Origin of the sequence: uncultured Eubacterium sp. (genome assembly GCF_937958975.1) — a bacterium.
Taxonomy (GTDB): Bacteria; Bacillota; Clostridia; order Lachnospirales; family Lachnospiraceae; genus Eubacterium_G.
The window spans coordinates 1-15954 of sequence record NZ_CALGRE010000031.1; the positions used below are offsets into that span (position 1 = coordinate 1).

Genomic DNA, 15954 nt, shown 5'->3' on the forward strand with positions numbered 1-15954 from the left:
TCTACACTCTTTCCCTACACGACGCTCTTCCGATCTCCTGAAGACATACTGCCTGATTGGTCATAGTCCGTTGACACGATATATAAATATCCCCCCTGTCCAAACAAAGTATTTTCTCTGTCAGCCTCTTTGGGTAGAACTGCATTACATTTATAAGAATTATGCTTACAATTCAATTTATTACATAAATAGATACTTTTCCCGGATTTATAATCCACATACATAACCGATGGCAATCTATCATCATTTTCTTCTATTTCATAAGCATCATTGATATAGTACCAGCCATCTTCTGAACTATAAGATTTTTGCCATGTATTATCTGTAAGCATTTGCAGCTTACCCTCCATATCATCCGCTTTATCCTGTTTTATCATGTCTGTTTCAACCGAAGTAATATTGTCATCTTTAAAACTGACAGTTTCATTTCCACTTCCAATCCCACACCCTGTCAGTAATGATACTGCTGTAATAAAACAAACAACGATTCTTCTCTTTTTCCTCATTTCTTTAACCTCCTATTCTCGTAACAAAAAAATTCTGATACGAATTTCTTCATATCAGAATTTTATACCTTGCATTTATCCGAGATGTATCTAATTACTAATTTGCTATCTCCCACTGCAATTGTAATGTTTTACTCTTTACATCATGTAAAAAAGTAAGTGCCAGATGCGCCTTCTTTGACACCATCTTTTTATTATTATAATTCCAGTCATCTATCAGTGACAGATTCATATAAACCAGATATTCCTTTTCCATCTTATATATATCTTTCTCTGTAATTTTCTCTGCCTGCTTTCCCTGGTACTTGACATAAATAATTTTATTCATTTCATTATCCCATTTTATCTCGATAAATTCATTATCACTTTTCCATATATATCTTTCTATACCCACATTACTATCTGTTTCTATTTTTGTAATAAAATTAACATCTTTTATCTTATCCGCACAAATATATTTCAAAAAACCCGCTTTATTTAACTTCTTTTGTATTTTTCCACTCTTATAGTTTGAAGAAATATCCACAGCATTGGCACTATATTGTTCCACCGCAACTAAAAATATATTTTCAACACTATTTTCAATATAATAACTGTTTAGCAATTGGTGTAATCTGCTTACCATCTTAATATTTTTCACTTCACTGTTCAACTCGAAAGAAATTTTTTCCATTTTCTGTTCTGTTTCATACGCATAACTATCCATCAGTGCAAAATATATCCGGGGCAGCATTAATATAGATGTTAAAAGCAATATTCCTAATATTAAAAAAACAGTATTTCTAAACTTTATTAACATTTATATTTATCTCCTATTATAAATCCTCTTCTAAAACATCTCTATATTTTGAAATTAACAATTCTATTTCCGTACCTTTATTCAAAATACTTTTTATCGTCATTTTTATTTCTAGCGCTTCACATATTTTTTTACATATATAGAGACCGATTCCCGTTCCTCCGATAGTTCTGTCACGCGCCTTGTCAATCATATAAAATGCGTCTGTTACTTTTTCTATTTCATTTTCTGCCATTCCGCATCCATTATCTCTGACAGATATTACATATTTACTGCTCCTTACCGTTCCGCTTAGACAAACCTTCCCACCGTCTCTATCCTTGCATGCCTTATCCGCATTTTCCACTAAATTTCTGACAAGTGTAATTAATAAAGCTGCATCAGTAAATATCTGCCCCTGTTCCATGTTAATCTCTAATGTAGAATACATCATATGATGAAAACATATTTTTTCGATATTCTCTACAATCAAATTTGTATATAACCATTTATATTCAATCTTTTCTTCGGTAATCTCTAACATTTTCAAAAGCGTCACTGACAACCGTTTTAACCTTTTACATTCTCTATAAATATATTCCGCTGCTATATACTGCTGTTCTTCTGTAAGGCTATCCCCCAATAACATTTTTGAATATCCCATCATAGATGTCATTGGCGTCTTTAATTCATGAGAAAAGTCAGACACAAACTGTTCTCTTGCTTCCACATCTTTTTCTAATTTTTCAATATGTTCCTCCACAGACCTTGCCATGATATCAAAATTTTTGCTCAATTCTCCAATCTCATCTTTACTTTTTATATCTGTTCTAATTCCATACTTCCCGCCAGAAATTTTACTGCTAATCTGGCTAAGCTTTTTTATATTTCTGGTAAGATAAAATGACAAAAACCATACTAAAATAAATGCAATCATTATAATACACACATCTATTAGAAAAAATGTCTGTGTCTGCCGGTCTCTTTCCGCAAATGTATCTGACATATCAAATCTGTTTACCATGGTTATAACATTTTCAGAAACTCTTATTTTAGAGCCTATCAGAAAATAGTGTTTTTCTCTTTTTTCGTAAATTTCATAATACCCTTCTTTTCTGTTTATATAGTTTTGTGTCTTTCTATCAATATCACGAATACTTGAAAAGATAACCTTTCCTTTTCCATTCTGTAAAATTGCCTCACTTTTTTCGCTACCATAACTAACCATTTTATCGGCAAATTCACTTACCATACTATCCGAAAATTCTCTCCCGGATTCCATTGCACTTCTTATATTCGACTCTAATGAATACCTGTTTACAATATGTTGTTTCGAAAAAGCTTCCACCGCATTATCATATGCTACGCTAAAATTTTTCTGTATCATAAAAATTCCACCCAGTGAAAAGCATATCGCAATAATTATGCAAGTCCCCAACACTATTTTCAAAGAAAACTTCATATTTTATTCTCCAATTAATTTATATCCCATCCGAAATACCGTCTTTATCTCATCTTTTAGGTCTAATTTTTTTCTCAATCTCTGTATGTGCAAATCTAATGTTCTGCTATTTCCAATGTACTCTGTTTCCCACACTTTTTCAAACAAATCTTCTCTAAACAAAAGATTATTTTTATTCCGGACAAGAACTACTAACAACTCATATTCTTTTGGTGTAAGAGCAACTATTTTATCATCTCTTTTTACTTCCATTGTATTTTGGTCAATGACAATATTTTTAAACTTTAACCTGTTATTCCCCTTCCCATAACGCCTGAGTACCATCTCTACTCTTGCTAAAACCTCAGAAATATCAAAAGGCTTAACAATATAATCATCCGCTCCCAACTTAATTCCTCTGATTCTATCCTTAACCGCCTCCTTTGCCGAAATAAAAATTACCGGTGTATTTGTCGGTTTAATATATTCTAATAACTCATATCCATCAATTTTTGGTAACATTATATCGAGCAAAATTAAATCAAAATCCTGCTCCTCAATCTTTTCTGCTGCTTGTTCTCCATCAAGAACATAGGTACAATGATATCCACTCTGTATTAAATTTATCTGAATTAGTTCTGCTATTGACATTTCATCTTCAACTACTAAAATATGATACATCTTACTCCACCTCTCCATTTGTACTATTCCCGCTTTTATACAATACACTCCAAATGTTTCTAAAATGTATAATTCAGAAACCTAATTGCACAAAAATAACTATCCAGACAATTCTGAATAGCTATTTTCTAATTTATATTCAACCTTTATAACTTTCATTTTACATAAGCGATTCGCTATATACCGCTCTCTCTCCACCAATAAACTTCGGGCGTACTCTTGCTGCGAGAACCAATGCCTCTCCCAGTTTATTATGTTCCAGTCTTACAGGCACTGCTACTTTCTTGAGATGCATTCCAATCAATGTCCCACCAATATCAATACCGGCATCTGCCTTTATCTCTTCCACAACAACCGGCTCCCTAAATGTCTTATATGCCGTTGTCCCAAAAGAACCACCCGCTTTTGGCTGTGGTACCACGTTCACTGTCTCTGAAAAAGGAACTGCCTCTCTTTCAACAATAATAGCACGGTTTAGATGTTCACAGCACTGCGCCGCCAGGTAAACTTCCTTTTCCTGCAATACATTATATATTCCCTTAAAAAGCGCCTGTGCAACTTCTAAGTTAGAATTGCTCCCGATTCTGTCACCACAAACCTCACTGGAGGAACATCCCACAACTAAAATCTGTCCTTTTTTAAGTCCCGCCTTATCAACAATCTCTCTTGTAATATCCTCTGCCTGTTTTGTAATATCAGAATACATAATACCCTCCTAAATATACTTCTTTATCAATGATGTAGCCTTTGAACTCTCTAAAACAGCAATCAAAACATATGCCAGTACAAGACAGGTAGCTACCTGAATCATATTGCTTAGAATAGAGCCTACTGCTGCTACTCCATAACCAAGTAATGTACTTTCATAAAGAAAATAACCTATGACCATTACTGCCTCTGCCACAATTCCACCTACAATATATCCGATAACTTTGTTGCCATTAATTTTTTTAAGAGCAATCAATATGGCATATGCCACAATTGCCATACAAAACTTTATTACAAACGTACCTGGTGCATAAGTTCCATAATTTGAAAAAATGTCAGCAAATGCAGAACCAATGCCTGCTGCCAAACCGCCGTATACACCACCAATTATCCATGCAGATAGGAGTACAATCGTATCTCCTATATTAACGTATCCATTCGTTCCAAGTGTTGGAACCTTTATAATCATTGTAGCCACGCAGGTAAGCGCTGCAAATAGTGCTGTCAATACAATTTTCCTAATATTTACTTCCATAATATTTCTCCCGATATCATCCAATATATTTAACTTTTTCCTGTAAAAGGATTGACAATTCAAGTCATGTGACTGACTATTAACTTCATTTTATATGAACTATCATTTTCTAAAATAGATTATATCAGTATATGGTATTGTTAATATACCCAATTTGTTTTAAAAAAACAATACCAGTTACTTCTTTACTCTGTATATGCAATTGCACATTTTACAGCTTTTTTCCACCCCTCCAGTTTGTCAGATACTTCTTCTAACTTCATAACCCTTTCAAAGGTTCTATCTATCTTCATATTTGATTTTATCTCGTCTTTACTGTTCCAATATCCTGTAGCAAGTCCGGCCAAATATGCTGCTCCAAGCCCTGTAGTCTCAATCACCTGTGGCCTTAATACTTTTTTCCCCATAATATCTGATTGAAATTGCATAAGAAAATTATTTGCACAGGCACCGCCATCTACCTTTATCGAATTGATATTATCACCTAAGTCCAATTCCATCGCCTTTAGTACATCATACGTCTGATACGCCATGGACTCTAGCGTTGCTCTTATAAAATGTTCTCTGCCCGTTCCCCTTGTAATACCAACTACCATTCCTCTGGCATTCTGTTTCCAATATGGCGCTGCCATTCCTGTAAATGCCGGAACCACATACACACCATTTGTATCACTAACTTTCAACGCAATTTGTTCACTATCAGACGCACTCTCCATCATTTTCATTTCGTCACGAAGCCATTGGATGGCGGCACCCGCCACAAAAACACTTCCCTCTAAAGCATACTCCACCTTATCTGTGGACGCCGCAATAGTTGTAATTAACCCCATTTTAGATTCTACCGGAACATTTCCGGTATTCATTAACAGAAAACACCCTGTTCCATATGTATTCTTTACATCCCCCTTTTCAAAGCAACATTGTCCAAATAATGACGCCTGTTGGTCACCTGCGACACCACTGATAGGAATATTTTTTCCAAAAATTTTTTCCGAGGTATATCCAAAAATACCACTGGAAGCCTTCACTTCAGGCAACATGCATTTTGGTATCCCTAAAACATCTAACAACTCTTCATCCCACTTCAAATCATTAATATTAAAAAGCATGGTTCTGCTTGCATTTGTATAATCAGTAGCATGTATATTTCCACCACTTAATTTCCACATCAGCCATGTGTCAATCGTTCCAAATAGCAACTGCCCCTCTTTCGCCCTTTTTGCGGCTCCTTCTACGTTTTCTAATAACCATTTTATCTTAGTCCCCGAAAAATAAGCATCGGGTACCAGCCCTGTTTTCTTCTTTATTATCTCTTTCAATCCATCTTCCACAAGTTTGTCAATCATATCTGATGTTCGTCTGCACTGCCACACGATAGCATTGTAAACAGGCTCTCCCGTCTTTTTATCCCATACGACAGTAGTTTCCCTCTGATTCGTTATTCCGATTGCCTCTATGTCATCCGCCTCTATTTTAGCTTTTCTCATGACTTCTCTGATTGTAAAAAGCTGTGTTTCCCAAATTTCTTGCGGATTATGTTCCACCCAGCCGGGTTTTGGAAAAATCTGCTCAAATTCCTTATTTGCCTGACACACTATTTTACCTGCCTTGTCAAAAAGTATTGTCCTCGAACTCGTTGTTCCCTGGTCCAATGCCATCACATATTTTGTCATTGCCATTATCCTCCGTACCTTTAATTATAATAAAATATTTTAAACAATTTATCATGCTTTGGCAATGCCGGAAACGGCATCGATTACATTCAAAAAGGCTGCCACATAATGTGACAGCCAAATCTATTTAAAGCAACAGGTATAAACCTTATTGCCTGCTGCACACAAATTACAGCAAATAGACTTACCAATTTTAAATATTAATCTAATTTATTTTATTCCATTACTTCTAAAATGTGTCTCTATTAATCCTCATAATCAATAAATTTTAAAGGATCAACAGTATTTCCATCCTTCGCAATAGCAAAATAAACATTATCCCCCTCTTTTGTATAATAACGCGTCGGTGTATTTACATAAGCTATCGTCTGACCTGCTTCTACATAATCACCTGCTGCAACTTCCGGATTAACAATTTGTCCATAAGTAGCTATATAACCACTTCCAATTGCCTGATTTATGCATACACCTAATTCATCGTCTTCGTCAATAGCTGTTATAACTCCATCTGCCGCTGCCTTGATAGCAGTTCCCTTTGTACTTTGAATTACTATGCCCGGATTACACTTATATTCGTTTAATGTTGAATAATAAACGGTATTATCCATATCATAAGGCATAATGATACTTCCCTGAACAGGCCAAAGCAATTCGCTTTTCTTTCCAAACTTCAGTGCTTTAATCTGTGCTGCTGCTTCCTCAGATAAGCCATACATATAGTCGTCTTCTGAAACGTTGGATTCTGTATTTGCTTCAACGACATTGTTCGCATCCACAGCATTTGTCTCATTTGCCTCTGTTCCATAGTAACTTTCTAAATCAGCTACTCTGTCTCCCTCTACTGTTGTTTCTTCTATTACCTTCTGTGCCGCCTCTACATTTTTATCCTCTGTTGTCGTTGCAACGTTTTCTGCTTCTTTTAAATTAATGACATTTTCTCTGCCTTTCTGTCCAATAAAATATGTGCCTGTAGCTACGGCTGTCAATGCCATCACGCAAACAACGATTGCTGCAATAAATTTTTTATCCATACTCATCACCTCATTGATAGTATGACCACCCTTTTACAGATTTATACAAATAAAATTTAATAATCTACAATTGCTACATCATAGAAGGTTTTTAAAATATCTTTCCATTGCTTTCCGTCTTTTGCCAGTTCCTTTGCATAGGATAAACTCATACCGAATCCATGCCCAACTCCCCTTGTTGTAATTCTTATACCGCTTTCATATTCCTCAATATCCATTGATGTTGAATTTAATCCTAATGCTTTAGAAAAGGTCTCCCCCTCAATCTTTGTATCTCCTATTTTAACTATTAACTGATAATTGGATTTATCTTTCAAGCTTATATCTACCAATTTTAAAAAACTTTTTGTATCCAAATTGTTATCATTAAATATTTCCTTATTGTCTTTATAAAAAATAATTCCATGCTTTTTAAAACAGCTCTGAACTTCTTTCATAGTAAAATACTTAATACCAATATATTCATCATTCTGCAAATCTGTTTTACAATTTACACTTTTTAAATACTCATAATTATCTCCTAAAATCTCACTCCCATCTCTAGTTTTCCCATTACTGGTCTCATGAAAAAGCGGCAGCACCAATACTCCATCCTTTTTTAAAACTTTTAGATTCGTCTTTTCTATAATTGAATATAAATAATCACTATTTTCTTTAAAGGAAATACTCTTTCCGATTCCTGTAAAGTTACATAATATACCTCCAAAATTGTTTATATTATTTTTAACATATTCTTCAAACCACATATTCTGCAATTGTCCATATTCTATATATGGCAACTTTAATTGTCTGGAATTTATACTATTATTTTTGCCCATTTGTTTTAGGATATATGTTCTTATTACCACTGCCTGCGCTTTTAATGCTTCTATAGGAGAATCTAACGGCATTTGTGCCATTAATACGCATGGAATAAAATATTCCATGTCCATAGTCTGTCTATATGTACCATTCTCTACCACAATTGTCTTACCTGATAAAATAATATTACTTTTTTTATTATTCACATTAACTTTATTGGAAACCAATGTAATTAATACAGGAAACACTAATATTACAACTACAAATACAACAACGAAATTAGTGTACTTCTTTATCATTTTATATTTTACCGAATCTATTACACGCATTTTATATAATATATTTTCTTAATGTTGAAATAATTACTTTTGTTTATATTATTATTGATTTAATATATATTATATGTTACTATTTTAATATCATATATGTTATTTTTTCTTAAAAGGAGGCGATATCTCATAAAAATCATAACCCGGGACAATGACGACAGGTCAATAAATGTTTCACACAACAACACTATATTTGATGATATTTTTAGAACTCTGTGTGATAAAAATCCTAAACTTTTAATTCCTTTAATTAATGAAATATTTTCGCAAAATTATAGTATTGATGAGAAGCTCGACTCCTTATCTAACGAACATTATTCCATCCTGTCTCAAAACAAAAATGGCATTGCAGAAAGAATAACAGATTCCTGCATTCGTCTACATGACAAACTCTACCATATAGAATGCCAAAGCAATCATGATGGCACAATGATTCTCAGAATGGTTGAATATGATTTTTTTATTGCAGTCAACACTGCTATAAAAGAACAAGACTACTATAGACTTAGTTTTCCACATTCTGCTGTTTTATACTTGCGCTCTAATAACAGCACACCAGATACGATGAATATGTTGATTGATTTTCCGGACAAACAGCAGGTAACATATCAAATACCTATTATAAAATTACATACATACACAAAAGATGACGTCATTCATAAACAACTATTTTTCTTTATTCCTTACTACATTTTGAAGTATGAAAAAGAAATAAAAAACCACGACGATACCGCATTAAAAAAAATGAAATCCGAATTTATTGAACTAAAAAAAGGATTGGAAACAGCAAAAGAAAATGGTATAATTAAGCAATATGATATGACAAACATATTTGACCTTACAGTTAAACTTGTAGATTATATTTCGCAGAATAATGTCAAGGTAAGAGAGGAGGTTAATTCTGTTATGGGTGGAAAAGTTTTAGAAACTCTTGGGGATAAACTATTACAAGTTGAAGAGCAACTGAAAGCTCTTGATGACATAAAAGTTCAGCTTGATAACGAAAAAACCCTGCTTGATAACCAAAAAACTCAGCTTAATAACGAGAAAGCTCAGCTCGATAACGAGAAAACTCAACTTGATAACGAGAAAACTCAACTTGATAACGAGAAAACCCAGCTTGATAACCAAAAAACTCAGCTTGATAACCAAAAAACTCAACTTGATAACCAAAAAACTCAGCTTGATAACGAGAAAACTCAGCTTAATAACAGAGAAGTTCAGCTTAATAACCGTGAAAAGACTCTCGATGCTATTGAAAAAAACCTATCTAACGGGCAATTACCTTTTATCATACCAATCATTGAAACATGCCGTGAGTTTAACGCTACAAAAGAATATGCTTGTAATAAGATTATTTCCAACTATTCTGTAACTTCTGAAGAAGCTCATCTGTTAGTAAATAATTATTGGAAATAGTTACTTTTATAATATTAATTAACAATTCATAATAAAAAGTCATTTCACATTATAGTACACTACAACGTGAAATGACTTTTTATATATTATATAAATAACTAATCAAGTTCTACTTTTACTTTATCTAAATGCCAAATATCCTGTACATACTCCTCAATTGTTCTGTCCGAAGTAAATTTGCCAACATTTGCCACATTAAGAATTGCAGATTTTGCCCATCCTTCTTCATCTCTATATGCCGCTTCAACTCTTGTCTGCGCTTCTGCATAAGAACGGAAATCCTTTAAAATAAAGTATCTATCTGCAACACCTGTCTCCTCTTTTGTCAAAAGCGAATTATAAATTGGTCTAAATCTTTCCGGGTTATCCGGTGAATAGAATCCATTGATTAACTGCATCAATACCTTTCTGACATCCATATCAGAATTGAAAATCTGCATTGGGTCATATCCACCATTATTCTCATAATTAATTACCTCATCTGAAGAAAGCCCGAAGATAAATGCATTCTCTACACCTACCTCCTCTACGATTTCAACATTCGCACCATCCATTGTACCAAGAGTCAAAGCACCATTCAGCATAAACTTCATATTTCCTGTTCCGGATGCTTCCTTAGATGCAGTAGAAATCTGCTCGCTGACATCAGAAGCTGCAAATATCATTTCGGCATTAGAAACACGATAATTTTCAATAAATACAACTTTTAACTTACCGTTAATTGACGTATCATTGTTAATCACATCTGCAACACTGTTAATTAATTTAATCGTTAACTTGGCAATTTTATATCCGGCTGCTGCCTTTGCACCAAAGATAAAAGTTCTCGGATAAAAATCCATTTCAGGATGTTCTTTTATCTGATTGTATAAATACATTACATGTAAGATATTTAATAACTGACGCTTATACTCATGAAGTCTCTTTACTTGTACATCAAAAATAGAGCGAGGGTCCACATCTATACCATTGTTTTCTTTAATATATTTCGCTAAGCGTACTTTATTCTGATATTTTATATTCATAAACTCTGCCTGAGCTTTTTTATCGTCTGCATACACTTCAATCCCCTTAATTTTTGGCAAATCTGTTATCCAGTCACTGCCAACTTTATCTGTTACCCAATCAGCCAGTAACGGATTTCCATGTAACAGAAATCTTCTCTGTGTAATACCATTTGTCTTATTATTAAATTTTTCCGGCATCATCTCATAGAAGTCTCTAAGCTCTTGATTTTTCAAAATCTCTGTGTGGAGTCTTGCAACACCGTTAACAGAATAACCCGCACAAATAGCAAGATGCGCCATTTTCACCTGACCATCATAAATAATTGCCATCTTTGCAATCTTTTCATGATTTCCAGGATATTTCTGCTCAATTTCAATGCAAAATCTTCTATTGATTTCCTCAATTATCTGATAACATCTTGGAAGAAGTCTTGAGAATAACTCAATCGGCCATTTTTCAAGTGCTTCACTCATAATCGTGTGGTTTGTATAAGCTACGCACTTTGTGGTAACTTCCCATGCCTCATCCCACTCTAGTAAATACTCATCCATCAACAATCTCATCAGCTCTGCAACTGTGAGTGTTGGATGTGTATCATTCATCTGAAATACAACCTTTTCATATAACTTCTTTATATCATCATGCTTTTTCAAATATTTCTTTATCGCTGTCTGAAGTGAAGCTGATACAAAGAAATACTGCTGTTTCAATCTTAATTCCTTGCCCGCATAATGATTATCATTTGGATAAAGAACCTCTGTAATTGTCTTTGCAAGGTTCTCCTGTTCTACAGCTGCCATATAAGCACCTTTATCAAACTCATCCAAATTAAAATGAACTACAGGCTCTGCATCCCAAATTCTCAAGGTGTTAACAACATTATTTCCATAACCAACAATTGGCATGTCATACGGAATTGCCATAACAGCCTGATATCCTTCCTGCTCAAAATAGTTACGTCCATCTCTATGCTCTATCCTGACATGACCGCCAAACCTTACTTCACATGCATATTCCTCACGCTTGATTTCAAGAGGATTAATATGCCTTAACCAATCTTCCGGAATCTCTTTCTGGAAACCATTTTCAATCTTCTGTTGGAACATTCCATATTTATATCTAATACCACATCCATAAGCCGGATAATTCAATGTAGCAAGACTGTCAAGAAAACATGCCGCAAGTCTTCCCAAACCACCATTTCCAAGTGCTGCATCCGGTTCCTGATTTTCTATTACGTTAATATCTAATCCCAATTCCTCAATTGCTTCTTTTATCTCATCTCTGCTGGATAAATTAATAATCATATTACCAAGAGCCCTGCCCATCAGAAATTCCATAGACAAATAGTACACAGTTCTTCCATCCGCTTTATCATATGCTTTCTGGGTGGCAATCCACTGGTCAATAACTATATCTTTCACAGCATAGGCAACACACACAAATTTATGTCTATCGCTTACTTCATCCAGAGTTTTTCTGTAAAGCATTTTAGCCTGGTCATTCACACGCTTCTTAAACGCAGTCTTAAACTCTTCCTTTTCATTTACTAATTCTCTTTTAGCCATATCTTTTCTCCATTTCCAAATTAAGGAACGATATCACAATGTATACCGTTCCCTTTTAATTTCAAAAAATTTATGTGAAACTAAGCCAGTCTTTAAGAGATTTTCTCAACGCTCAAAGTTACCTTCTCACCATTGATATTCCACTCTTTTTCGTACCCGTTTATTCTATCAAATTCCACATGCTCTGCCAACACTTCGGACTTAATTTCGTCAAGATTGTCTCTAATAACGCTCTGAATTGTAACGTTTTTATCAATATTTACTATAATTTTATCCATCACTTCAAATCCGGCTTCTTTTCTCATTGTCTGAATTTTACTAATAATTTCTCTGACAAAGCCTTCTTCTATCAGTTCTGACGAAAGGTTTGTATCCAGAACAACTGTCAAATCTCCTTCTCCCTCAGAGACATATCCTTCCACCTGAGCCATTTCAATCAACAAATCTTCCATCGAAAGAACAACTTCATTGCCGTCAAAATCAAAAACGAGTGCTTCTCCTGCATTTAATTTGTCCATAGCTGCGTTTCCATCTAAACCTGCTAAAGCTTCTTTAATTTTTCCAAGGAATTTGCCATACTTTGGTCCTACAGTTCTAAGCTGTGGTTTAAATGAGTATGACGTAAAGGCTCTCACATCATCAGTAAAATCAACTTCTTTAACATTCAATTCTTCTTCTATAATTTCCTTATAAAACTCTGACAATTCAAAATCTGCTTTTACAAACATCTTACCAATCGGCTGTCTGTTTTTAATATTTGACTTATTTCTGCACGCACGACCCAGCACAACCACTTTCAGAACCCTATCCATATTATCTTCAAGTTCACTGTTAATATGTGCTGCATTTACTTTCGGAAAATCACAAAGATGAACAGACTCTGCTGCATTCTTATCTACACTGCGAACCAGGTTCTGATAAATATCCTCTGCCATAAATGGAATCATCGGAGCTGCTGCCTTTGCTACTGTTACAAGTGCCGTATATAGAGTCATATAAGCATTAATTTTATCCTGTGGCATCTCTTTTGCCCAAAAACGTTCTCTGGAACGTCTTACATACCAATTAGACATCTCATCCACAAACTCATCCAATGCTCTTGCCGCTTCCGGTATTCTATAACTTCCTAAATTTTCATCCACTGACCGAACCATAGAATTCATTCTTGACAGAAGCCATTTATCCATTACAGATAACTTATCATAATCAAGCTCATATTTCATCGGGTCAAACTGGTCAATCTCTGCGTATAATACATAAAATGCATATGTGTTCCAAAGCGTTCCCATAAACTTGCGCTGTCCCTCTTCTACAGCTTTTCCATGGAAACGGTTCGGAAGCCATGGAGCCGAATTAATATAGAAATACCACCGAATAGCATCTGCTCCATATTTTTCTAAGGCCTCAAACGGGTCTACCGCATTTCCCTTAGACTTACTCATCTTTTGACCATTTTCATCCTGAACATGTCCTAATACAATAACGTTCTTGTATGGAGCCTTATTAAACAATAATGTTGACTCTGCAAGAAGTGTATAGAACCATCCTCTTGTCTGGTCTACTGCCTCTGAAATAAAGTCAGCAGGAAACTGCTGTTCAAAAACTTCCTTATTTTCAAACGGATAATGGTGCTGGGCAAACGGCATTGCTCCACTGTCAAACCAACAGTCGATTACCTCTGGCACTCTCTTCATTGTGCCACCACACTCAGGACATGGCATTGTTATTTCATCGATATACGGTCTGTGGAACTCAACTGTCTTTGCCTTTTCATCTCCCGATTTTTCAAATAATTCCTGACGGCTTCCAATTGACTGCATACATCCACAATCACATTGCCAGATATTCAGAGGGGTACCCCAATAACGGTTACGGCTGACACCCCAATCCTGAACGTTCTCAATCCAGTTACCAAAACGTCCTTTTCCGATACTTTCCGGTATCCAGTTAATCGTATTATTATTTCGAATTAAATCATCCTTTACAGCTGTCATCTTTATAAACCATGATTCTCTTGCATAATAGATAAGTGGAGTATCACATCTCCAGCAATGCGGATAACTATGCTCAAATTTTGGTGCATCCAATAACAAACCTCTGGCATCTAAATCCTTTAATACTTCCGGGTCAGCTTTCTTTACAAACAATCCTGCAAAAGGTGTTTCTTCAGACATCTCACCCTTTTCTGTAACTAACTGTACAAAAGGTAAATCATAATTACGTCCTACATTTGCATCATCTTCACCAAATGCCGGGGCAATATGAACCACACCCGTACCATCTGTAAGTGTTACATAGGAATCACATGTGATATAAAAACCTTTTTTATGCTGCTTTTCTGCTTTTTCATAAGCACATTCATACAATGGCTCATATTCTTTATATTCAAGGTCTTTTCCCTTATATGTCTCTAAAATTTCATAAGCCTTAACACCCTCTTCTTCATTTCCAAGACTTCCCAGTACGGTGTCAAGAAGTGCTGCTGCCATATAATAAATATTTCCGTCAACCGCCTTTACTTTTGCATAATCCTCTACCGGATTTACGCAAAGTCCCACATTACTTGGAAGTGTCCACGGTGTCGTTGTCCATGCTAAAATATAAGCATCTTCATCTTTTGCCTTGAATCTAACGATTGCTGAACGTTCTTTTACATCCTTATATCCCTGTGCTACTTCCTGTGATGAAAGAGGTGTACCACAACGAGGGCAATAAGGTACAATTTTAAATCCTTTATATAAAAGATTTTTATCCCAAATTTTCTTTAAAGCCCACCATTCGGACTCAATATAATTATCCTCATAAGTAACATAAGGGTTATCCATGTCTGCCCAGAAACCTACTGTACCTGAAAAATCTTCCCACATACCTTTATATTTCCAAACACTTTCCTTACATTTATCAATAAAAGGCTCCAGACCATATTCTTCAATCTGGTCTTTTCCATCTAATCCCAGCATTTTTTCCACTTCAAGCTCTACCGGAAGACCATGTGTGTCCCAACCGGCTTTTCTAGGAACCATATGTCCCTTCATTGTCTGATAACGGGGAATCATGTCTTTTATAACACGGGTAAGCACATGACCAATATGCGGCTTACCATTTGCAGTTGGCGGACCGTCATAAAAAGTATACGTTTCTCCCTCTTTACGGCTATCCATACTCTTTTCAAAAATATCATTTTCCTGCCAGAATTTTAAAGTTTCTTTTTCTCTCTCAACAAAGTTCAGACTCGTTGATACCTTCTTGTACATGTCGTACTCCTTTCTGTTCTTTTATTAATATAAGCCATGCGTACTCATAGACCTTTGGTCCATTTCGTCGCGGGCTTCGCCCTATTCACATACTTTTCGCCATGCGTACTCATAGACCTTTGGTCTATTTCGTCGCGGGCTTCGCCCTATTCACATACTTTTCGCCATGCGTACTCATAGACCTTTGGTCTATTTCGTCGCGGGCTTCGCCCTATTCACATA

The 15954-nt window shown here is 35.1% G+C and carries 11 protein-coding genes; 1 reads left to right on the top strand and 10 read right to left on the bottom strand.

The window, feature by feature from the left end:
- Positions 1 to 603: 603 nt before the first annotated feature.
- The 8 genes from Q5O86_RS05005 to Q5O86_RS05040 form a co-directional block, all read right to left on the bottom strand.
- Positions 604 to 1305, bottom strand: coding sequence for a hypothetical protein (locus tag Q5O86_RS05005; RefSeq protein ID WP_302626047.1), 702 nt, complete (start codon positions 1303 to 1305; stop codon positions 604 to 606).
- A 16-nt stretch (positions 1306 to 1321) separates the two neighbouring features.
- Positions 1322 to 2671 (bottom strand): cell wall metabolism sensor histidine kinase WalK, encoded by a 1350-nt coding sequence (locus Q5O86_RS05010; RefSeq protein ID WP_302626048.1) that lies wholly within the window; start codon positions 2669 to 2671, stop codon positions 1322 to 1324.
- Between the two features lie 78 nt (positions 2672 to 2749).
- Positions 2750 to 3406, bottom strand: a complete 657-nt coding sequence (locus Q5O86_RS05015; RefSeq protein ID WP_302626049.1) for a response regulator transcription factor — start codon at positions 3404 to 3406, stop codon at positions 2750 to 2752.
- Positions 3407 to 3566: 160 nt separating this feature from the next.
- On the bottom strand, positions 3567 to 4112 hold the full coding sequence (locus tag Q5O86_RS05020) for a TIGR01440 family protein (protein ID WP_302626050.1): 546 nt from the start codon (positions 4110 to 4112) through the stop codon (positions 3567 to 3569).
- Positions 4113 to 4121: 9 nt separating this feature from the next.
- Positions 4122 to 4649, bottom strand: a complete 528-nt coding sequence (locus tag Q5O86_RS05025; RefSeq protein WP_302626051.1) for an ECF transporter S component — start codon at positions 4647 to 4649, stop codon at positions 4122 to 4124.
- A gap of 185 nt (positions 4650 to 4834) precedes the next feature.
- A complete protein-coding gene (glpK, locus tag Q5O86_RS05030; protein ID WP_302626057.1) occupies positions 4835 to 6322 on the bottom strand; it encodes a glycerol kinase GlpK in 1488 nt (495 codons plus the stop codon).
- Positions 6323 to 6567: 245 nt separating this feature from the next.
- Positions 6568 to 7353 carry a M23 family metallopeptidase gene (locus Q5O86_RS05035; protein ID WP_302626052.1) on the bottom strand — a complete coding sequence of 262 codons (786 nt, stop codon included), beginning with the start codon at positions 7351 to 7353 and terminating at the stop codon, positions 6568 to 6570.
- Positions 7354 to 7409: 56 nt separating this feature from the next.
- On the bottom strand, positions 7410 to 8453 hold the full coding sequence (locus Q5O86_RS05040; protein WP_302626053.1) for a SpoIID/LytB domain-containing protein: 1044 nt from the start codon (positions 8451 to 8453) through the stop codon (positions 7410 to 7412).
- Between the two features lie 471 nt (positions 8454 to 8924).
- Between Q5O86_RS05040 and Q5O86_RS05045 the strand changes: the two genes are divergently transcribed.
- Positions 8925 to 9902: a hypothetical protein gene (locus Q5O86_RS05045; protein WP_302626054.1), complete on the top strand. Its 978-nt coding sequence runs from the start codon at positions 8925 to 8927 to the stop codon at positions 9900 to 9902.
- A 98-nt stretch (positions 9903 to 10000) separates the two neighbouring features.
- Here Q5O86_RS05045 and Q5O86_RS05050 read toward each other — a convergent pair whose 3' ends face one another.
- Together Q5O86_RS05050 and ileS are read right to left on the bottom strand one after the other, a co-directional pair.
- On the bottom strand, positions 10001 to 12478 hold the full coding sequence (locus Q5O86_RS05050; RefSeq protein ID WP_302626055.1) for a glycogen/starch/alpha-glucan phosphorylase: 2478 nt from the start codon (positions 12476 to 12478) through the stop codon (positions 10001 to 10003).
- A gap of 92 nt (positions 12479 to 12570) precedes the next feature.
- Positions 12571 to 15732 (bottom strand): isoleucine--tRNA ligase, encoded by a 3162-nt coding sequence (gene ileS / locus Q5O86_RS05055; protein ID WP_302626056.1) that lies wholly within the window; start codon positions 15730 to 15732, stop codon positions 12571 to 12573.
- Positions 15733 to 15954 lie beyond the last annotated feature (222 nt).